The 20,389-nt window shown below is 65.9% G+C and carries 18 protein-coding genes; 10 read left to right on the top strand and 8 right to left on the bottom strand.

Annotated features, from left to right (window positions below; genetic code table 11):
• Positions 1–56 precede the first annotated feature (56 nt).
• On the bottom strand, positions 57–1,379 hold the full coding sequence (locus C2862_RS03695; RefSeq protein ID WP_136218743.1) for a chloride channel protein: 1,323 nt from the start codon (positions 1,377–1,379) through the stop codon (positions 57–59).
• Between the two features lie 123 nt (positions 1,380–1,502).
• Positions 1,503–2,249 (bottom strand): PEP-CTERM sorting domain-containing protein, encoded by a 747-nt coding sequence (locus C2862_RS03690; protein WP_136218742.1) that lies wholly within the window; start codon positions 2,247–2,249, stop codon positions 1,503–1,505.
• Between the two features lie 217 nt (positions 2,250–2,466).
• Here C2862_RS03690 and senA point away from each other — a divergent pair, with 217 nt between their 5' ends.
• Together senA and C2862_RS03680 are read left to right on the top strand one after the other, a co-directional pair.
• A complete protein-coding gene (gene senA / locus C2862_RS03685; RefSeq protein WP_229467275.1) occupies positions 2,467–3,660 on the top strand; it encodes a selenoneine synthase SenA in 1,194 nt (397 codons plus the stop codon).
• A gap of 37 nt (positions 3,661–3,697) precedes the next feature.
• Positions 3,698–4,075, top strand: coding sequence for a cupin (locus C2862_RS03680; RefSeq protein ID WP_136218741.1), 378 nt, complete (start codon positions 3,698–3,700; stop codon positions 4,073–4,075).
• Between the two features lie 8 nt (positions 4,076–4,083).
• On the opposite strand, the gene C2862_RS03675 is transcribed toward C2862_RS03680, so the two are convergent.
• The 3 genes from C2862_RS03675 to C2862_RS03665 are packed head-to-tail and all read right to left on the bottom strand — an operon-like array spanning position 4,084 to position 7,841.
• Positions 4,084–5,049, bottom strand: a complete 966-nt coding sequence (locus C2862_RS03675; protein ID WP_373888243.1) for a Bug family tripartite tricarboxylate transporter substrate binding protein — start codon at positions 5,047–5,049, stop codon at positions 4,084–4,086.
• Positions 5,050–5,107: 58 nt separating this feature from the next.
• Positions 5,108–6,676 carry a galactarate dehydratase gene (gene garD, locus C2862_RS03670; protein WP_136218740.1) on the bottom strand — a complete coding sequence of 523 codons (1,569 nt, stop codon included), beginning with the start codon at positions 6,674–6,676 and terminating at the stop codon, positions 5,108–5,110.
• Between the two features lie 10 nt (positions 6,677–6,686).
• Positions 6,687–7,841, bottom strand: a complete 1,155-nt coding sequence (locus C2862_RS03665; RefSeq protein WP_229467274.1) for a mandelate racemase/muconate lactonizing enzyme family protein — start codon at positions 7,839–7,841, stop codon at positions 6,687–6,689.
• A gap of 245 nt (positions 7,842–8,086) precedes the next feature.
• Between C2862_RS03665 and C2862_RS03660 the strand changes: the two genes are divergently transcribed.
• Together C2862_RS03660 and C2862_RS03655 are read left to right on the top strand one after the other, a co-directional pair.
• Complete coding sequence (locus C2862_RS03660; protein ID WP_229467273.1) at positions 8,087–9,145, top strand: LacI family DNA-binding transcriptional regulator; 1,059 nt, start codon at positions 8,087–8,089, stop codon at positions 9,143–9,145.
• A gap of 11 nt (positions 9,146–9,156) precedes the next feature.
• On the top strand, positions 9,157–9,579 hold the full coding sequence (locus C2862_RS03655) for an EamA family transporter (RefSeq protein ID WP_136218738.1): 423 nt from the start codon (positions 9,157–9,159) through the stop codon (positions 9,577–9,579).
• Positions 9,580–9,606: 27 nt separating this feature from the next.
• Here C2862_RS03655 and C2862_RS03650 read toward each other — a convergent pair whose 3' ends face one another.
• Together C2862_RS03650 and C2862_RS03645 are read right to left on the bottom strand one after the other, a co-directional pair.
• Complete coding sequence (locus C2862_RS03650) at positions 9,607–10,497, bottom strand: alpha/beta hydrolase (RefSeq protein ID WP_136218737.1); 891 nt, start codon at positions 10,495–10,497, stop codon at positions 9,607–9,609.
• Entirely contained in the window at positions 10,494–11,243 is a 750-nt protein-coding gene (locus tag C2862_RS03645) for a glutathione S-transferase family protein (RefSeq protein WP_229467272.1), read from the bottom strand. Before C2862_RS03645 ends, C2862_RS03650 begins: the two co-directional genes overlap by 4 nt.
• A gap of 123 nt (positions 11,244–11,366) precedes the next feature.
• Between C2862_RS03645 and C2862_RS03640 the strand changes: the two genes are divergently transcribed.
• Positions 11,367–12,029 (top strand): NAD-dependent epimerase/dehydratase family protein, encoded by a 663-nt coding sequence (locus tag C2862_RS03640; RefSeq protein ID WP_136218736.1) that lies wholly within the window; start codon positions 11,367–11,369, stop codon positions 12,027–12,029.
• Positions 12,030–12,455: 426 nt separating this feature from the next.
• On the opposite strand, the gene C2862_RS03635 is transcribed toward C2862_RS03640, so the two are convergent.
• Positions 12,456–12,935, bottom strand: a complete 480-nt coding sequence (locus tag C2862_RS03635) for a MarR family winged helix-turn-helix transcriptional regulator (RefSeq protein ID WP_136218735.1) — start codon at positions 12,933–12,935, stop codon at positions 12,456–12,458.
• Positions 12,936–13,026: 91 nt separating this feature from the next.
• Between C2862_RS03635 and C2862_RS03630 the strand changes: the two genes are divergently transcribed.
• The 5 genes from C2862_RS03630 (at position 13,027) to C2862_RS03610 (ending at position 20,314) form a co-directional block, all read left to right on the top strand.
• A complete protein-coding gene (locus tag C2862_RS03630; RefSeq protein WP_136218734.1) occupies positions 13,027–13,866 on the top strand; it encodes a p-hydroxycinnamoyl CoA hydratase/lyase in 840 nt (279 codons plus the stop codon).
• An 89-nt stretch (positions 13,867–13,955) separates the two neighbouring features.
• Positions 13,956–15,401, top strand: a complete 1,446-nt coding sequence (locus C2862_RS03625) for an aldehyde dehydrogenase (RefSeq protein ID WP_136218733.1) — start codon at positions 13,956–13,958, stop codon at positions 15,399–15,401.
• A gap of 12 nt (positions 15,402–15,413) precedes the next feature.
• Positions 15,414–17,279 carry a feruloyl-CoA synthase gene (locus tag C2862_RS03620; protein ID WP_210735861.1) on the top strand — a complete coding sequence of 622 codons (1,866 nt, stop codon included), beginning with the start codon at positions 15,414–15,416 and terminating at the stop codon, positions 17,277–17,279.
• Between the two features lie 30 nt (positions 17,280–17,309).
• Positions 17,310–18,476, top strand: coding sequence for an ABC transporter substrate-binding protein (locus tag C2862_RS03615; RefSeq protein WP_136218731.1), 1,167 nt, complete (start codon positions 17,310–17,312; stop codon positions 18,474–18,476).
• A 110-nt stretch (positions 18,477–18,586) separates the two neighbouring features.
• On the top strand, positions 18,587–20,314 hold the full coding sequence (locus tag C2862_RS03610; protein ID WP_136218730.1) for a tannase/feruloyl esterase family alpha/beta hydrolase: 1,728 nt from the start codon (positions 18,587–18,589) through the stop codon (positions 20,312–20,314).
• The last annotated feature ends 75 nt before the right edge of the window (positions 20,315–20,389 follow it).

The following is a 20,389-nucleotide window of genomic DNA, read 5'->3' as shown; positions in this document are numbered from 1 at the left end:
GACGATCCGTTCTTGTCGAGGACCTTCCAGCATAGCAGAGGTGCCGGCAGGCCGCATCACGCCATCCCGGCGCGCCCCAGCTGCATGCGCGCCAGCGACGGATACAGCGGCGGACTGATGATGCGCGCGATCATGCTGGCCACCAGCGCGCAGGCCATCAGGCTCAGCACCATGGCGTGGCCGTCCACCATCTCCATCACGATGATGAAGGCCGTCAGCGGCGCCTGGGTCGCGGCCGCCAGGAAGCCCACCATGCCGAGTGCGATCAGGGCCGGCGCCTGGGTCTGGAAGAAGGCGACGGCCACGTCGTTGCCGAGCGCCGCGCCGATTGCCAGCGAAGGCGCGAAGATCCCGCCCGGCACGCCGGACCAGGTGCTCAGCCAGGTGGCCAGGAATTTGAAGAGCGCGTACAGCATCGGCATGGTGGCGACGCCGTCGACCATGGATTTCGTAGGCGCATAGCCTGAGCCGAAGGTGGCGCCGCTTGTCACCAGGCCGATCACGGCGACGACGAAACCGCAGACGCCGGCGAACACGACGGGCCGGCGCGCGCGCAAGCGGCTCATGAAATCCAGGCCCGTGCCGGCAGTCGAGGCGATCATCAGGCGCGAGAACAGGCCTCCGGCGATGCCCGTGCACAGCGCCACCACCAGGCCGGGAAGCAGCAGCGTCATGCCGAGCGTGCCGATGTGGATGAAGCCGAAATAGGTGGCGTTCCCATGCGCCGAGACGGCGACCAGGCCGCCCAGCACGATCGCGCTGATGATCAGGCCACTGTTCCTCTGTTCGGGAGCGCGCGCCAGTTCCTCGATGGCGAACATGACGCCCGCCAGCGGCGTGTTGAAGGCCGCCGCGATGCCGGCCGCGCCGCCCGCCACCAGCATGCCGTGCACGTTGACGTGGACCTGCGCCCGCCGCGGCAGCAGGCGCCGCGCCTGCAGCATGACGCCGGCCGCGATCTGCACCGAGGGGCCTTCGCGTCCGATCGAGAGGCCGGCCAGCAGGCCGCCCGCGGTCAGCCCGACCTTCGCCAGGCTGAGCTTGAGCGACACGAACAGCCCGCGCTTTTCGGGCGGCAGCGCCGGATCGAGCGCCGCCATCACCTGCGGAATGCCGGAGCCGGCCGCGCCCGGGGCATAACGGCGCGTCAGCCAGACCAGGCCGGCCGTGCACAGCGGCGTCCACACCAGCGGGCTCCACCAGAGGACCAGGCGCATGATGTCGAACAGGTCGGCCGTGAGCTCCGACAGCCAAGTGAAGGCGACGATGGAGAGGCCGGCCAGTACGGCCAGGGCGACGACGACCGCGCGGCCCGACCAGAGCTGCCAGTCGGAGAATTCGACGCGCATGCGGTCGCGCCAATTGTGGGAGTGCTTCATGGAATGTGTTGTGATTGCAGGACGCCGGGCGATCCATGATTTTCGCCGGGAATCTGTATTTGTACAAATATTTGTTGTGCGGCATGCAGGCCATCGGCCAGCCCGCATGCACGCAGGACGATCTTAAACCGCCTGGCGACGGCGGCGCGGCGCCAGCACTGCCGCCAGGCCGATCGCCGTCAGCGCCAGCGTCGCGGGCTCCGGCACCTCGGCCGGGTTGCCTGGCGTGCCCGGGTCGCCGGGATTGCCGGGGTCATCCGGATCGCCGGGCAGCTCGGGCACGGTGGGAAGGCCCGGCGTGAAACTGCCCAGCGTGATGTTGTCGAAGCCGATGTTGTTGGTGGCGCCGCGGAAGTCAACCGAGCGGGCGATGCCGGCGAAGCTGACGCCGATCGGGGTCCAGCGGCAATATTCTCCCGTCGGATCGCCCGCGCAGGCGTCGATATTGTCGTCGAGCTCGATCGAGGCGAGCAGGTTCCCGCTCCCATTCAAGCCGTCGTAGACGTCGATGAAGCCGTTTTCCTTGCTGCTGTAGAAGAAGGAAAAGCCCGTATCGAAGCCGGCCGCGACATTCATCGTCACGGCGTTCCCCTGCAGGAAGGCGACGACCGTATTCGCCGACGGTTCGTTGGCGAAGTTGCCAGTGCCCCCGGCTTCGGCGTCGATCGTGGCCAGGCTGAGGCTCGAGAAATTGATTCCGTAATTGGTGCCACGCCTGCCGCTGGAATCCGTGCCGCCGTTATAGAAATCGTTGACCGAGGCGCGGTCGGCGATTCCTTCGAAGGTGAGGACGATGGGGTCAGCTGCTGCATGTCCGGCGACCGACAAGGCAATCGCAGCGGCACAGGCGATTCTTTTCGTTTTTGACACGGTTGTCTCCCTTTAGTTGTCTGCCAATGCTGGCTTCGACTGCGCAGCAATACTTATGCCAATTGTAAATACGGGGCATATGCAAGATGAGTAAGGATCGAATCTGATCAGTTGTAAATTTTTCCGACAAATGGTTACTCATAAGAATATATTTCCGGTATTTATCAACCCTTTCCCGGCGCTACGGAAGAACACGCATTCACCGTAAAATAGGCGCATGAAATACGATCCCAGTGGATTTCGCCGGATGGATGCGGCAACCCTCGACACCGCCCTGCAGGACGCGCGCCGCCACACGCTGGCCCTGTTCGACGCCCTGGCCGCAGCCGGCTACGACCGGCCCGCGCAGCTACCATGCCTGCCAATCCTCAACCCACCTCTGTGGGAACTTGGGCATGTCGCCTGGTTCGCCGAATGGTTCGTCCTGCGCGAGGCGCGCGGCACCCGGCCGGGAGACGCTTGCGGTCCATCGCTGCTGGCGCACGGCGACGCACTCTTCGATTCGAACACGGTAGGTCACGACGCGCGCTGGACACTCGACCTGCCCTCCCCGGACGCGCTCGGGACCTACTGCCGCGACGTGCTGGAGGCGATACGCGAGCGGCTGGCGCACACACCCGGGGACGATACCGCGCTCTATCCCTACCGCCTGGCGCTGGCGCACGAGGACATGCACGGCGAAGCCCTGCTCTACACCATGCAGACGCTGGGCGTGGCCGCGCCGCTATCGTTCCCGGCCAAGGCGCCGGCAGCCGGCGAGATCGCCTTTATCGGCGGCGACTTCCTGCGCGGCGGCGAGCAATCGAGTGGCTTCGTGTTCGACAACGAGCGACCGGCCACTCACTGCCATGTCGCGCCGTTCACGATCGACGCCGGCCTGGTCACCAACGAGGACTTTCTGCGCTTCGTGCACGCCGACGGCTACAACAGACCGCAGTACTGGAGCGAAGAAGGCCGCGCATGGCTGGCGCAAACGGGGCGCAGGGCGCCGCGCTACTGGCGGCGGCACGAGGATGGCGACTGGGATGAGGTCCACTTCGGACGCGGCCTGGCACTCGATGCGGACGCGCCGGTGCGCCACGTGAGCCTGTACGAAGCCCAGGCCTATTGCAGCTGGGCCGGACGGCGCCTGCCGCTGGAGGAAGAATGGGAATTCGCCGCCTGCGCCGGCGAACCCGGGTTCCGCTGGGGCCAGCTGTGGGAATGGACGGCCTCGCCCTTCCTGCCCTACCCGGGCTTCAGCGCCGACCGCTACCGCGAATATTCCGCGCCCTGGTTCGGCACGCGCCAGACCTTGCGCGGCGCGTCCTTCGCAACGCCGCCGCGCCTGCGCTCCCCGCGTTTCCGCAATTTCTATACGCCCGAACGGGACGACATCTTCGCGGGCTTTCGTACCTGCGCCATCGGCTGATAGGATGGACGTACCCGACACTGCGACCGGAGACCTCATGCCCCTGCACCCCCAACACACCTACGTCCGCCTTGCCGACGACGGCGAGGCCTTGGCGCTGCCGGCGGATACCTTCTGGCAGCTGCCCGCATCCGAGCTGGCACAACACGGCCAGGGCTGGCTGGTCAGCGAATTCGCGTTTACCGAGGACTGGCCGAGCTGGGAGATGCACCCGCAGGGCGACGAATTCGTCTACCTGCTGTCGGGCGCCGTCGACCTCCTGCTCGAGCAGGGCACGAACGTCGTCACGATCGCCCTGAACGGCAGCGGCGCCGTCGTGGTGCCGCGGGGCGTCTGGCATACGGCGAAGGTGCGGGCGCCGAGCCGCATGCTGCACATCACGCGCGGCGCCGGCACGGAGACGAGACCGGCGTAAGCAGTTGCTCAGTCGGCCGTGATTTTGCCCACTTCGATGACGTTCTTCCAGCGCGCCAGTTCGACCGCCAGGAACTTTTCGAACTGTTCCGGGCTGTTGGCGACGACCTCGAAGCCCTGCTCCACCAGCTTGCCCTTGATGTCGGGCTCGTTCAGGGCCGCGACGACCGCGTCGTGGAGCTTGACCTTCACGTCCTTCGGCAGGCCTTTCGGCGCGGCCACGGCCTGCCAGGAAAAGATGTCGACGCCGTGCACACCCTCTTCACCCAGGGTCGGCACCTTCGGCAGCACGGCGGCGCGTCCATCGCCCGTCACGGCCAGCACCTTCAGCCTGCCGGCCTTGATATAAGGGAGCACGGTATTGATGTTCATGAACGAGGCGTCGACCTGGCCGCCGAGCAGGTCGGTCAGCGCCGGGGCGCCGCCCTTGTAGGGCACGTGCAGGGCCGTGGTGCCGCTCTTTTGCCAGAACAGTTCGGCCGTCAGGTGATCCGAGGTGCCATTCCCTGCAGACGCGAAGGTCACCTTGCCGGGATGTTTCTTCAGGTGGGCGATCATCTCGGGAAGCGAGTTGACCGGCAGGTTCGGGTTCACCACCAGCACATTCGGTGCCCGCACCGCGACCGTCAGCAGGTCGAAGTCCCTGGCCGGATCGTAAGGCAATTTCCTCTGCAGCCAGGGATTGACCGCATACACGCCGATCGATGCCACCAGCAAGGTGTAGCCGTCCGGTGCCGAACGCTTGACCATGGCCGCGCCGATGGCGCCGGTGGCACCGGGGCGGTTGTCGACGACCCAGGGTTGGCCCAGGCGCGCCGTGATCTTCGGCCCGATCGCGCGCGCGATCGCATCGGTCGAGCCGCCCGGCGGAAAGGGCACCACCGCCGTGATGGTCCGCTCCGGATAGCCGGCCTGCGCCCCGAGCGCCACCGACATCCCCATGACAAGGCCCAGCAATATTTTTTTAGCGTTCATTGTTGTCTCCTGATTGTGTGTGGGTGCTACAAAACGGGAAAGGGGAAAGCGGCCGGGTTCAGGTGATCGGCGCCGGGTTGAACAGGGCCAGGGCGTTGTGCAGCCGCCAGTGCTCGGCCCAGGTTTTCTTGCGTCCGCTGGCGACATCCAGGATGAACTGGAACAGCTCCCAACCCAGCTCCTCGATCGTCGCCTCGCCGGTGGCGATGCGGCCGGCATTCACGTCCATCAGGTCGTGCCAGCGGCGTGCCAGGTCGTCGCGCGTCGCCACCTTCACGACCGGTACCGCAGCCAGGCCGTAGGGCGTGCCGCGCCCGGTGGTGAACACGTGGACGTTCATGCCCGCGGCCAGCTGCAGGGTGCCGCAGACGAAGTCGCTGGCCGGCGTGGCGGCATAGATCAAGCCCTTCCCGGCCAGCTTCTCGCCGGGCGACAGCACGCCCGTAATCGGGCTGGTGCCGGACTTGATGATCGAGCCCATCGCCTTCTCGACGATGTTGGCCAGTCCGCCCTTCTTGTTGCCGGGCGTCGTGTTGGCGCTGCGATCGACCCCGCCGCGTTGCAGATAGGCGTCGTACCAGGCCATTTCGCGGATCATGGCCTGGGCCAATTCCTCGTTGGCGGCGCGCGCGGTCAGCTGGTCGATCCCGTCGCGCACTTCGGTCACTTCCGAAAACATCACGGCCGCGCCGGCCCGCACCAGCAGGTCGCTGGCGAAGCCGACGGCCGGGTTGGCGGTCACGCCCGAGAAGGCATCGCTGCCGCCGCACTGCACGCCGACCACCAGGCTTGAAGCCGGACAGGTCTCGCGGCGGCGCCGGTCGAGCTGGGCCAGGTGCCGCTCCGCGGTCGCCATGATCGACTCGATCATCGAGTGGAAGCCGACATGCGCGCTGTCCTGCAGGCAGACGACGTCCGGCCCGGACGCACCCTGGATCGGGATGCTCCTCTGCGGGAACAGGCGCGCCGGCTGCAGCTTCTCGCAGCCCAGGCTGACGGTCATGACGCGCCCGCCGAAGTTCGGGTTCTTCGCGATATTGCGCAGGGTGCGGATCGGAATGTCGGCGCCGGGCGCATCGATGGCGACGCCGCAGCCGTAGGCATGCTCGATCGCGACCACGTCGTCCACGTTCGGGTAGTTCGGCAGCAGCTCCTCGCGGATGCGTTTGACCGCGAAATCCACCACGCCACTCACGCATTGCACGGTAGTGCTGATCGCAAGGATGTTGCGGGTGCCGACGGAGCCGTCCTCATTGCGGTAGCCTTCGAAAGTATGGCCTTCCAGCGGCGGCAAGGGCGCGGGCGGACTTGCCGGCCGTGGCAAGTCGTCGAGGCTGCGCGCGGGCGGCAGGCCGACCAGCGACTCCTCGACCCAGGCGCCCTGCCCGATGTCGCGCAGCGCGTGGCCGATGCGGACGTTGTAGCGCACGATCGGGCTTCCCGCCGGGATGGCGCGCAAGGCCACCTTGTGCCCTTGCGGTACGTGTCCCGCCAGGACCAGGCCGTCGGGAAACGCGGTTCCGGCCGGCAGCCCGCCGTCGTTGGCCACGATGGCGACGTTGTCGTTCTCGTGCATGCGGATGTGGCGCGGCGTCGCGCCGATCACCATCTGCGTATTGTTCTCCATGGCCGCTCCCTCAGGGACGCCGGCCGACTTCGGCCTGCTCGCGGTTCCAGGCGCGCGCCTGCTCGCTCAGGCTCACGCCCAGGCCCGGCCGGGTCGGCACGATCATGCGGCCGTTCTTCAGTTCCAGCCGCTCGTTGAACAGGGGCTCGAGCCATTCGAAGTGTTCGACCCAGGGTTCGGTCGGATAGGCTGCCGCCAGGTGCACGTGCAGTTCCATCGCGAAGTGCGGCGCCAGCATCAGGCCGGCGTGGCTGGCCAGGCCCGCCACTTTCAGGAAAGGCGTGATGCCGCCGACGCGCGGCCCGTCGGGCATCAGGTAGTCGGCGGCGCGGTGGCGGATCAGGTCCCCGTGCTCGGCGGCGCTGGTGAGCATCTCGCCGGTGGCGATCGGGGTGTCGAACTGCGCGGCCAGCGCGGCGTGGCCTTCGTAGTCGTAGCAGTCGAGGGGTTCCTCGATCCAGACCAGGTTGAACTGCTCGAAGGTGCGGCACATGCGCTGCGCGGTCGGGCGGTCCCATTGCTGGTTGGCGTCGACCATCAGCGGGAAGTCGCCGAGGTGCGCGCGCACGGCCTGTACGCGCTCGATATCCAGCGCGCAGTTTGGCTGGCCCACTTTCAGCTTGATGCCGCCGATGCCCTTCTCGCGCGAGGCCGTCGTGTTGACGAGCAGCTGCTCGAGAGGCGTGTGCAGGAAGCCGCCCGAGGTGTTATAGCAGCGCACCGAATCGCGATGCGCGCCGAGGAGCTTGGCCAGCGACAGGTTTGCACGTTTCGCCTTCAGGTCCCACAGGGCGACGTCGAAGGCGCCGATGGCCTGCACCGACAGCCCGCTGCGGCCAACCGAGGCGCCGGCCCAGCACAGCTTGTCCCACAGGCGCGCGATATCGTTCGGGTCCTCGCCCAGCAGGGCCGGCGCGATTTCCTTCGCGTGGGCGAACTGGCCGGGACCGCCGGCGCGCTTGGAATAGCTGAAACCCAGGCCCGTGTGGCCATCATGGGTTTCGATCTCGACAAACAGCATCGCGATCTCGGTCATCGGCTTCTGGCGTCCGGTGAGCACCTTGGCGTCGCTGATCGGGTTCGCCAGCGGCAGGTAGGACGAGGAAATACGGATCCACGCGATGCTGTCGCTCTGGATGGCGGTGTGGATGGGGGATGTGGTCATGGCAAGCTCCATGTCAAAGGGCGGCATTAATGGTTGCGCAATCATTTCTGAGCATTCGACAGGCAGAGCACTTAAGGCTCATAAATGACAGCGCAATCATTCGGAATCAAAAAATATGGCCTGGACGAATCGGGCCACTATCCGGCGGGCTTTCCGCCGTGTCCGCCGGGGTGTGCTTCGAAGCACTTCAAGCCGGGCGTTTTGGTATGATAACGCAATCATTAACGTAATCAAGCAGAATTTGCATGTCCTCTTCCATGCCGACCGACCCTGACCATCCGGACGCCTCCCGTGCGCAGAGCATCACGCTCAAGGACGTCGCACGCTTGGCGGGCCTGTCGCCGATCACCGTGTCGCGCGCCCTGCACAACCCCAAGCTGGTCAAGCCGGAGACCATCGAACGCGTGAAAGAGGCGGCGGCCTCGATCGGCTACATTCCGAATATGCTTGCCGGCAGCCTGGCCTCGAAACGCAGCCGCCTGATCGCAGCCGTCGTGCCCCAGCTGTTCAACTCGATGTTCGCGGAGACGGTGCAGGCACTCGGCGACGAGCTGGCGGCGCATGGCTACCAGTTGCTGTTGAGCGTCTCGAACTACTCGGCGCAGAACGAAGAAGAAGCGGTGTCCGCCATCCTGAGCCGGCAACCGGACGGCGTGGTCCTCACCGGCATCAGCCACCTGCAAAGCGTGCGCAAGAAGCTGCTGGCGTCGCGCGTGCCGGTGGTGGAGACCTGGGACCTGACGCCGACACCGCTCGACATGCTGGTCGGCTTCTCGCACACGGACATCGGCGAGACGATCGGGCGCTACCTGCTGGACAAGGGATACCGGCGCTTCGGCCTGGTATGGGCCAACGACGAACGGGCCGCCGTGCGCCGCAAGGGCCTGGAGGCGGCGCTGCGCCGCGCCGGGCTGCCCCCTCCCCCGGCCCACATGGTCCCGGTGCCCGCGAACCTGGCGCTCGGACGCCAGGGCCTGCGCGCCCTGCTCGAGCGGCATCCGGACCTCGACGTGATCGTCTGCAGTTCCGATGCGCTGGCCCAGGGCGTACTGACCGAGGCCTCGGTGCGCGGCATCGCCGTGCCGGGCCAGCTCGGCATCATGGGCTTCGGCGACTTCGATTTCGCAGGCCACACCTCGCCGCCGATTTCGTCGGTGTACGTCGACAAGCGCGCCATCGGCATCCAGGCCGCGCGCGCGCTGCTCGCGCGGATCGAAGGCAGGCCGCTCGAAGACAACATCATCGACGTGGGCTTCAGCCTGATGGAGCGCGAGTCGACGGCAAGGCCCTCCCCCTCCGCCTGAAAGGAAAACACATGGAACGCTGGATCGCCTATGCATTCGCGTCGATGGCATTCGCCGGCTTCACCTCGGTGATCGCCAAGCTCGGGCTGACCGGCATCTCCGCTGACCTCGGGCTCGCGATCCGCACCTGCTTCGTCTTCGTGTTCGTCCTGCTGTTTGCCGCCGCGGTCGTGCCAATGTCGCAGTTCGAAGCGCTGACCTGGAAAAATTATTTCTGGCTGGGCCTGTCGGGCGTGACGACCGCCGCCTCCTGGATCTTCTACTACAAGGCGATCAAGCAGGGCGAAGTGTCGACCGTGGCGCTGATCGACAAGGGCAGCGTGGTGGTGGCCCTGCTGCTGGCCTGGTGGATACTGGGCGAGGCGCTTACACTGGCGAAGCTGGCGGGAGCCGGCCTGATTGCGGCGGGTTTGCTGGTGATTGCGCGGGGCTAGAAGGGAGAGGCGGGGACTTCGTCCTTTTCACGAAATGCAGCGGCGCAGGAATGTCAGCTGGTCGGTCACGGCTTGTTCGAAGCCTGCGCCGACATAGATGTCGAAATGCTTCTGCGCATACAAGCGCACTTCACCGCCTGGCGCTTGCCTCGCATAGCGCAAGGCCGGCTTGGCCGGGGCCACCGAGTCGTCCTCACAAATGCAGAACAGCACCGGACACGCCAACTGCGCTGCCCTGCGCCCCGGTCGATAAGGAATAATGGCCAGCGCAGAGCGCGCGGTCACCCGATTGTCGAACACGGAGCCGGCGGGAACCAGCGCCAGGTAACCGGGTTGCGCGTCGGGCGCGGTCATGAATGCCGCGGAGCGCGGCGGACCTGCGGCAGGCACAAACAATGGCGTCAATCCAAGGGCGGACCGAAGTACGTCGCAGACGGCTTTTGCGCTTGTTTTGATGCTGCTGCGCCAGTCCATGGCCAGCGCAGAGGCGATGCCGTCGGTAAATGGGCACTGGGCGACGACAGCGGCCACCCGCGTATCCTCCGCCGCGGCGACGAGCACATGGCCGCCACCGAAAGAGGTTCCCCACAGAACAACCTGGTCGGCTCTTACGTTTTTCTGCTTGCGCGCGAAACCGATGGCGGACGACCAATCCTGCAGCTGCTTGCCGATGTCGAGCAATTGCCGGGGATGGCCCTCGCTCGTTCCAAAATGACGGTAGTCGAAGACCAGACAGGCGTAGCCCGCGCCGGAAAAACGCTCCGCAAAGGCATCCAGTCGCATCTTCCTGGTGCCTCCCAGCCCGTGCGCCATGACAATGATGGGAAACGGGCCTTTTTCCCCGGGCTCGTACAACCAGGCGCGGCAATGCTCACCTTTCTGGCCGGATACGAACTCGACGTCTATCCGCTGACTCATTGCCCAACCTCTGCCCAGTAGCGCCGCGCGATGCGGTCGTGGTAAGCCATCAGCTCCGGCTGGGCCAGCGTAAAATCCTGCATCGGCCCCGGGAACGGATGTTTGACGAGGGTGTGCACCATGCCATACACGCTTGCGTCAACGGTGCTCGGGAATGCGCCGAACAGATAGTCTTGCTGCCCCAATAGCGTCGCCAGGGCCCGCACGCCATCGCAGCCGATGGCCAGCACCTCCTCGCCGCTGTGGCGCCCCATGCCCTGCTCCCATGCCTGGCGGGCCTTCCGGCGCCGTATCATCGAGAGGACGGCGTTCCCGATCAGTGGAAGCAAGGGGCGCTGCCAGCCTGGCACGCTGCGCCTGGCATAATCGAGCAGCAAGGGCCGGTAGCGGTCGAAATTCGCGGGAACGCACCAACGGAAATAGAAGCCGACAAAATACAGCTGGCTCTCGACGAGGGCCTTGATCGCCTCGGCCTGCGCCTGTTGCAAGGAACTGAGATGGGTGTCGCGCAGCGCGCGGGGATCGTGCTGCTGGAGATGAGCGATGATGAAGGACGAGTCGGCGATCAGGCGTCCATCGACCCGCACTGCCGGCAGCTTGGCCTTCGGCATCTCGCGACGGGTGCCGGTGCGGGTTTCATAAGGGATACCGGACATGCGCAGCCAGGTTTCCAGCTTGACGACGAAGGGACTGATATCCGGCGTCGCCGTACCGGGCGGATAGCCGTATTTGTAGACGACGATCACGATCGGGCCTTTCCAGGTGTGAATGCGGAGGGTGCAGGCAGCGGCATGCAGAGTGGATTACAGTCTACTCCTGAACTGGTTTTACGTGACCCAGGTTTCTCGACTTTACTCGCAAAGGCATCCATGTCCGACCATCTCGTCCCTCGCAGGGTCCTGCTTGCCGGCGCCACCGGCCTGGTCGGCAGGGAGATCCTGCGCGCCCTGCTGGCCGATCACGCAGTAACCGAGATTCACGTGCTGAGCCGGCGCGCGCTCGATCAATCCGATCCGCGGGTGCAGGTTCATATCGTGGATTTCGCCCGGCTGCCCTCCTTGCCGCGCGTCGATGAAGTCTACCTGGCGCTTGGCACCACGATCCGCGTGGCGGGCAGCGAACAGGCGTTCCGGGCCGTCGACCTAGAGGCCAACCTTGCCGTGGCCACGCTGGCCGCGGCCGCAGGGGCGACGCGCGCCGGCCTGGTCAGCGCCGTCGGGGCGGATGCGCAATCAAGGGTGTTCTACAACCGGGTCAAAGGCGAGCTGGAGGCGGCGCTGAAACCGCTGTTTCCGGCACTGGTGATCGCGCAACCTTCACTCCTGCTCGGCGATCGGAGCAGTTTGAACCAGCCGCTGCGCTGGGGCGAAAGGATCGCCGCACCGATCGGCAGGCTGGTCTCGCCTTTGCTGCCGGGGCGCTACAGGCCGGTTGCCGCGAGCGCTGTTGCGGCCGCCCTGGTGCGGGCAGTTCCCATCGCACGCGGATTACGGGTGCTCCCTTCCGATGAGCTCGCCATGATCGGGCACTGAACGGTGGGGGCAGGTGTCTGATTTAGATTCGCCGTCTGCGGCTCACCGCGAGTCTAATCATACAAGTCCGAAACACATGCATTGGACATACGCTCCGCACTCAACTTGACTTCGACCGCCGCGACAAATCGCCTCCGAGCCATACCGAGCATCAGCGGCCGCTCGGACATGACGACGATATGTCGAACGTCGCTCTGGTCGCTAATTACGCAATGCAGCTCGACAGGACCGCATTCGGTGTCCAGCTTCCAGCTGAGGGGTTCAATTCGCATTAATTCACACGGAGACAGCCGGGCAAGGCGATCAATTTCGCTATCGACAGCATCCTGGTATATCGAATCCGGACTCTTCAATTCATTATCCTCGACATGATGTGCTGAGCGCTTGCTTGGGTTGCGCTCAAGTAAAGAGTGGGGTCAGGTATTCTTAGATCCCCTGCACACTCAGCGCCCTTACCGCGCCCCGCAACTGCGCCAGCAACGCCACCCTCCCCGCCTCGTCCAGCTCCGGAAACATCGCCCGCTCCACCTCGGTCACCTTCGCATCGCACTCCGCCAGCGCCGCCTCGCCCGCCGCCGTCAGGCTGATCTGGATGATCCGCCCATGCGCCGGATCGGGCGTGCGGGCGATCCATTCCTTCGCTTCCATCTGCTTGACCATCTCGTTGGCCGACTGCGGCGAGATCATCGTGCGCGTGGCGAGCTGGGCGTTCGAGAGGGAGCCATGCGCGCGGAATACGGACAGGGCCGTGTACTGCGGCACGGACAGGCCGGCGGGCGCGAGGGCGTCGCGCAGGCGCTGGTTCAGCACGTGGTCGAGGCGGCCGACCAGGTAGGCCAGGCCCATGGGCTTATGCGCCGCGGATGCGGCCGCGCTCGCTGTCGAAAGTTTTTTTGAAGTCGTCATGAAAAAGTACTTGTCACCGGAATGGATTCAGGCATAGTATAAGCCGTATATCAGGCAGCCTGATAACATTCTTACTAAGAGGAGACATTGTATGTCCAAATACGAAGCGCGCTGGAAGACCGTCAAGGTGGACGTGGAGAACGGTATCGGCTGGATCACCCTGAACCGTCCGGAGAAGCGCAATGCGATGAGCCCGACGCTGAACCGCGAGATGATCGACGTGTTAGAGACCCTCGAGCTGGACGACGACGCACAGGTCGTCGTGCTGACCGGCGCCGGCGACGCCTGGACGGCGGGGATGGACCTGAAAGAATACTTCCGCGAGACCGACGGCAAGCCCGAGATCATGCAAGAACGCATGCGCCGCGACTGCTCCCAGTGGCAGTGGAAGCTGCTGCGCATGTACAGCAAGGCGACCATCGCCATGGTCAACGGCTGGTGCTTCGGCGGCGCCTTCTCGCCGCTGGTCGCCTGCGACCTGGCGATTGCCGCGGACGACGCCGTGTTCGGCCTGTCGGAAGTGAACTGGGGTATCCCGCCGGGTAACCTGGTCAGCAAGGCCGTGGCCGACACCATGGGCCACCGCCAGGCGCTGCACTACATCATGACCGGCGACACCTTCACCGGCAAGGAAGCGGCCGCCATGGGCCTGATCAACAAGAGCGTGCCGAAGGAACAGCTGCGCGAGGCCGTGATCGAACTGGCGGGCAAGCTGCTGGAAAAGAATCCGGTGGTGCTGCGCTTTGCGAAGATCGGCTTCAAGCGCTGCCGCGAACTCACCTGGGACCAGAACGAGGACTACCTGTACGCCAAGACCGACCAGTCGAACCAGCGCGACCCGGAAAAGGGCCGCAAGGAAGGTCTCAAGCAGTTCCTGGACGATAAGACGATCAAGCCGGGCCTGCAGACCTACAAACGCCCGACGACCTGACACGAGACCCGACAACGAGACAATAATAGGAGGCGGCATCCGGTGACGGATAGCCGCCCCTTCCAATCCTTCCACAGAGGAGACATCTGATGTTCCAAGCAGACCTGCTACTGAACGGACAAACCCGTCCGGCCTCCAACGGCGCCACCTTCGAGCGCCGCAATCCCGCCACCGGCGAGGTCGCCACCCGCGCGGCATCCGCCACCATCGAGGACGTCGATGCCGCCGTCGAAGCCGCGAAAGCCGCCTTCCCCGCCTGGTCGACCATGGCCCCGGGCGCGCGCCGTGCATTGCTGTTGAAAGCCGCCGACAAGATGGAAGCGCTGCGCGGCCAGTTCGTCGAAGCGGCCGTCGCCGAATGCGGCGGCGCGCCGATGTGGTACCAGTTCAACGTGACCCTCGCCGCGAACATGCTGCGCGAAGCGGCCTCGATGACGACCCAGATCGCCGGCGAGGTCATTCCGTCCGACGTACCCGGTTCGCTGGCGATGGGCGTGCGCCAGGCCTGCGGCGTGGTGGTCGGCATCGCACCCTGGAATGCGCCGATCATCCTCGGCACGCGCGCGGTCGCCATGCCGCTCGCATGCGGCAATACCGTGATCCTGAAAGCCTCCGAGCTGTGCCCTGCCCTGCACCGCCTGATCGGCCAGGTCTTCGTCGATGCCGGTTTCCCGGAAGGCGTGGTGAACGTGATCACCAACGCCCCGGACGACGCGGCGCAGATCGTCGAGCGCCTGATCGCCGCGCCGGCCGTGCGCCGCGTGAACTTCACCGGCTCGACCAAGGTCGGCCGCATCATCGCCCAGACCGCGGCCAAGCACCTGAAACCGGTGCTGCTCGAGCTGGGCGGCAAGAACCCGGTCGTGGTGCTGGACGACGCCGACCTCGACGAGGCCGTTGAAGCGGCCGCCTTCTCGGCCTTCTTCAACCAGGGCCAGATCTGCATGTCGGCCGACCGCATCCTGGTCGACCGCAAGATCGCCCCGGCGTTTGTGGAAAAGCTGGCCGCCAAGACCGCGACCCTGAAGGCCGCGCGCGCGGACGCACCGCTTGCCGGCATGGTCGATCCGAGCGCCGCCGCCCGCGTCGAGAAGATGCTGGAAGACGCACGCCAGCGCGGCGCCAAGGTGACCCAATCGGGCACCAGCGTGGACGGCAACATCATGCAGCCGGCGATCGTCGACGAGGTCACGCCCGAGATGCTGGTGTACCAGGAAGAGTCCTTCGGGCCGATCGTCTCGGTGCTGCGCTTCGACACCGACGAGGAAGCGATCCAGATGGCCAACGACAGCGAATACGGCCTTTCGTCGGCCGTGTTCTCGCGCGACATCGGCCGCGCGATGGCGGTGGCCCAGCGCATCGAATCGGGCATCTGCCACATCAACGGCCCGACCGTGCACGACGAGGCGCAAATGCCCTTCGGCGGCGTGAAGGGCAGCGGCTACGGCCGCTTCGGCGGCAAGGCGGCGATCGCCGAGTTCACCGACCTGCGCTGGATCACGGTGCAGACCACCTCACGCCACTACCCGATCTGAATGGGGGCCGCCATGAACGATGTTTCGATGGCGGCCGGTGGAGCGCGCAGTGGCAGGACGCGCCAGGTCGCCCTCGGCAATCCCGAGATAGCGGCCTGGCAGGAAGACGGCGTCTGGCATGTCGACGCCGTCACGCCGCTGGCGCCCTTCCCGGCACGCTTTACCGACCGCCTGGTCTCGGGCGCGCAGGACCATCCCGAACGCACCCTGGTGGCGCGGCGCGCACCTAGCGGCGAGTGGATCCGCCTCTCGTATGCCGACGTGCTGCAGAGCGCGCGCCGCATCGGCCAGGCCCTGCTCGACCGGGGCCTGTCGGAAGAGCGTCCGCTCGTCATCCTGTCCGGGAACGACCTGGAGCACTTCCAGCTCGCGCTGGGCGCGATGTATGCGGGCGTGCCTTATTCTCCGCTGTCGCCGGCGTATTCGCTGGTGGCGACCGATCCCGCCAAGCTGCGCGACCTGATCGAGCAGCTGACGCCGGGCGCGCTGTTCGCCTGCGACGGCACCTCGTTTGCGCGCGCCATCGAGGCCGTTCTGCCTGCTGACACCGAATTGATCCTGGCGCGCGGCGAGGTGCCGGGCCGCAGCGCCACCACCTTCGCCTCGCTGCTGGCGACCGAACCGACCAGCATCGACGCCCGTAACGAACAGGTCGGCCCATCGACCATCGCCAAGTTCCTGTTCACTTCGGGCTCCACGAAAAAGCCGAAGGCGGTGATCACCACGCACCAGATGCTGTGCTCGAACCAGCAGATGCTGCTGCAGACCTTCCCCTTCTTCGGCGAGGAGCCACCGGTGCTGCTCGACTGGCTGCCCTGGAACCATACGTTTGGCGGCAGCCACAACGTCGGCATCGTGCTCTACAACGGCGGCACGATCTATCTCGACGACGGCCGCCCGACACCAAAGGATTTCGCGACGACCTTGCGCAACCTGCGCGAGATCGCCCCGACCGTCTACTTCAATATTCCCGTGGCCTGGGAGATGCTGGCCGAAGCGCTGGAAACGGACGACCAGCTGGCGCAGACATTCTTCTCGCGCGTGAAGCTGTTCTTCTGCGCGGGCGCCGGCCTGTCGCAATCGGCCTGGGAGCACCTCGATGAAGTGGCTTTGAGGCGCTGCGGCGAATCGATCCGCATCATGACCGGCCTGGGCATGACCGAGACTTCGCCGTCCTGCACCTTCGGCACCGGCCCGATCAGCCGCGCCGGTTATGTCGGCGTGCCGGCGCCGGGCTGCAAGGTGAAACTGGTGCCAATGAACGGCAAGCTGGAAGCGCGCTTCCACGGTCCGCACGTGACGCCAGGCTACTGGCGCGCGCCGCACCTCACCGCCGAGGCCTTCGACGCCGACGGCTACTACTGCACCGGCGACGCGCTGCGCTTCGTCGACGAGGCCAAGCCGGAACTCGGCTTCATGTTCGACGGGCGCATCGCCGAGGACTTCAAGCTCAGCTCGGGCACGTTCGTGAGCGTCGGGCCGCTGCGGGCGCGCGTGATCAGCCAGGGCGCGCCCTACGTGCAGGACGCGGTGGTGACGGGCCTGGACCGCCACGCGATCGGCCTGATGATCTTCCCGCGCATGGACAACTGCCTGGCGCTGTCGACGCTGCCGGCCGGGACGCCGGCGGACGAGATACTGGCCAGCGAACCGGTACGCGCCTTCTTCACGCAGCTGCTGGCGACGCTGAACGTGGACGCGAGCGGCTCCTCGACCCGGGTCGACCGCCTGCTGCTCCTGAGTGAGCCGCCCTCGATCGACGCGCGCGAGCAGACCGACAAGGGCTCGATCAACCAGGCGGCGGTGCTGAACCGGCGCGCGGCCCTGGTCGAGGCGCTGTATGACGGAACAGATTCAAGCGTACTGGTTGCAAACTAAAAGCAGCATAAAACCTAAAAAGGAGACAGCATGAAACTGAAGACCCTCGCCTGCCTGACCCTGGCCGCCCTTCCCTTCGCGGGCAGCCAGGCCTACGCACAAGACACGATCAAGATCGGCGTCATCGCCGCCCTGACCGGCCCCTTCGTCAATATCGGCAAGCCTTTCGAGGACGGCATCAAGACCTGGATGAAGCTGAACGGCGATACCGTCGCCGGCAAGAAGGTCCAGATCATCTACCGCGACGACGGCGGCAGCAACGTCGAACTCTCGAAACGCGCGGCGCAGGAGCTGATCGGGCGCGAGAAGGTCAACTTCCTGATCGGATTCTCGCTCACCCCGAGCGCACTGGCCGTGGCCCCGGTCGCGACGCAAGGCAAGGTGCCGATGATCGTCATGAACGCGGTCACCACCGGCATCACGGCGAAATCTCCCTACATGCTGCGCACCTCGATGACGATGCAGCAGATGACCGAACCCTTCGGCACCTGGACCGGTCAGAACAAGATCGGCCGCGTGTATTCGCTGGTCTCCGACTACAGCACCGGCCACGACGCCGAGAAGCTGTTCGCCAAGGGTTTTACTGAAGCCGGCGGCAAGATCATCGGTTCCTCGCGCACCCCGCTGCAGAATCCCGACTATTCTCCCTTCATCCAACGCGTGAAGGACGAGAAGCCGGATGCCCTGTTCTTCTTCGCTCCCGGCGTGGAGGACGGTACCGCCCTGCTGAAGGCCTATAGCGACAAGGGCCTGGACAAGGCCGGCATCAAGTTCCTGGGCGTGGGCGACATGACGAGCGATACGCCGACCCTGGAAGCGCTGGGCGAGCGCGCGCTGGGCGCGGTAACGGTGCTGAACTACTCGACGGCGCTGGACAACGAAGCCAATAAGACCTTCCTCAAGGCCTATGCGGATGCCAACCCGAACCGCCCGCCGCCAACCTTCGTCACCGTCGCGGCGTATGACACGATGGGCATGATCTACGAGACCGTCAAGAAGCTGAACGGGAACGTGACGGGCGAAGCGGCCGTCAAGACCCTCTCGGGCATGAAGTGGAACAGCCCGCGCGGCCCGATCAGCATCGATCCGAAGACCCGCGACATCGTGCAGAACATGTACATCCGCGAGGTCAAGCGCGTGAACGGCAAGCTGGTCAACCAGCCGATCAGCACCCTCAAGGACGTGATGCCGGACTAAGCGCCGCCTTCATGACCGAATAGTCCCTGCGCGCCCTGCAAGTAGCCGCGCAGGGACCGCCCTCCATCGTTTTGTCATTCATCTGTTTCTTCGCAGAGGAGTACGCACGCATGAACACCTTGAAAAATGGTTCCGCCCTGGTCCTCGCCACCCTGCTGCTGGCCGCTTGCAGCGACAACGACGACGACCCGGTCGTCGACAACCCGCCCCCAAGCCAGCCGGCGCCTGGCCTGCCGCAACTGTCACCGGCCGTCGGCGCTACGCTCGTCAGCTGCACCGACCTGGCGACCCGTATCAACTATCCCGAAGCCGTGATCACGTCCGCCACCTCGGTCGCAGCGGGCACCCTGACGATCGCCGGCAAGCCGGTCGCCCAGCACTGCCTGGTCACCGGCCAGCTGGCGCGCCGTACCAGCCCGGTCGACGCCCAGGCCTATGCGCTCGGCTTCGAGATGCGCCTCCCGACCAACTGGAACGGCCGCTTCTTCTACCAGGCCAACGGCGGCGTCGATGGCAGCGTCGTCACCGCGACCGGCCCGGTGGGCGGCGGCGGTCCGCTCGAGAATGCGCTGAACCTGGGCTTTGCCGTCATCAGTTCCGATGCCGGCCACCAGGCGCCGACGCCCTTCTTCGGCATCGATCCGCAGGCACGGCTCGACTACGGCTACCAGGCGGTCGGCAAGCTGACCCCGATGGCGAAGAACATCATCCAGACCGCCTACGGCAAGGGACCGGACCGCTCCTACATCGGCGGCTGCTCGAACGGCGGACGCCACGCGATGGTGGCGGCGGCACGCTACGCCGAACAGTACGACGGTTTCCTGGTCGGGAACCCGGGCTACCGGCTGCCGCTGGCGGCGATCGCGAATATCGCAGGCGGCAAGACCTATGCGTCGCTGGCCTCGACGCCGAGCGATTTGACGACCGGATTCACCCAGGCCGAGCGGGCGCTGGTTTCGAATGCGGTCTTGGGCAAATGCGATGCCCTCGACGGCAGCGCCGACGGGCTGGTGCAGGACACGGGCGCCTGCCAGAAAGCTTTCGATTTGAACCGCGACGTGCCGACCTGCACCGGCGCGCGCGACGGCACGTGCCTGAGCGCGGACCAGAAGACGAAGATCGCCGGCCTGTTCAGCGGCGCCAAGACCGAGAGCGGCGCGACCATCTACACCAGCTTCCCGTATGACGCCGGCCTGGCCACGGCCGGGTGGGCCTCATGGAAATTCGGCGCACCGATCGACCGCGATTCGGGCGCCGTCGCCTTCATCTGGTCGGTGCCGCCGGAGGACCGCGCCACGTTCAACGGCCGCGACTTCGTCCTTAACGCCAACCTGGACCAGCTGCTCGCGCGCATCAATGCCACCAGCGCCACGTATCCGGAAAACGCCCTGTCCTTCATGGTGCCGCCGAACACGAGCAACCTGGGGACGCTGAAGAACCGCGGCGCCAAGATGCTGGTCTACCACGGCACCAGCGACCCGATCTTCTCGAGCGACGACACGACCAACTGGTACGAATCGCTGCGCGCCGCGAACGGCGGCGACGCGGCCAACTTCGCGCGCTTCTTCCGCGTGCCCGGCATGAACCACTGCTCGGGCGGCCCGGCCACCGACCAGTTCGACATGCTGACGCCGCTGGTGAACTGGGTCGAGAGGGGCCAGGCGCCGGACAGCGTGACGGCCAGCGCACGTGGTGCCGGCAATGCTGGCGGCGTGAATGCGGACGTGCCGGCCGGCTGGGCGGCGAACCGCACGCGTCCCCTGTGCGCCTATCCGAAAGTGGCGCGCTACAAGGGGAGCGGCAGCATCGAGGACGCTGCGAACTTCAGCTGCCAGTGATGCGCTTCGGTGGGCACGGGGCGCCCACCCTACCGTACCTCGGCAGGCTCGTAGGGTGGGCGCCCCGAGCCCACC

Source organism: Massilia sp. Mn16-1_5, assembly GCF_004798585.1.
Lineage (GTDB): Bacteria > Pseudomonadota > Gammaproteobacteria > Burkholderiales > Burkholderiaceae_D > Telluria.
The sequence above is the reverse complement of the archived record's forward strand: the minus strand, read 5'-3'. Positions and strand labels throughout refer to the sequence as shown.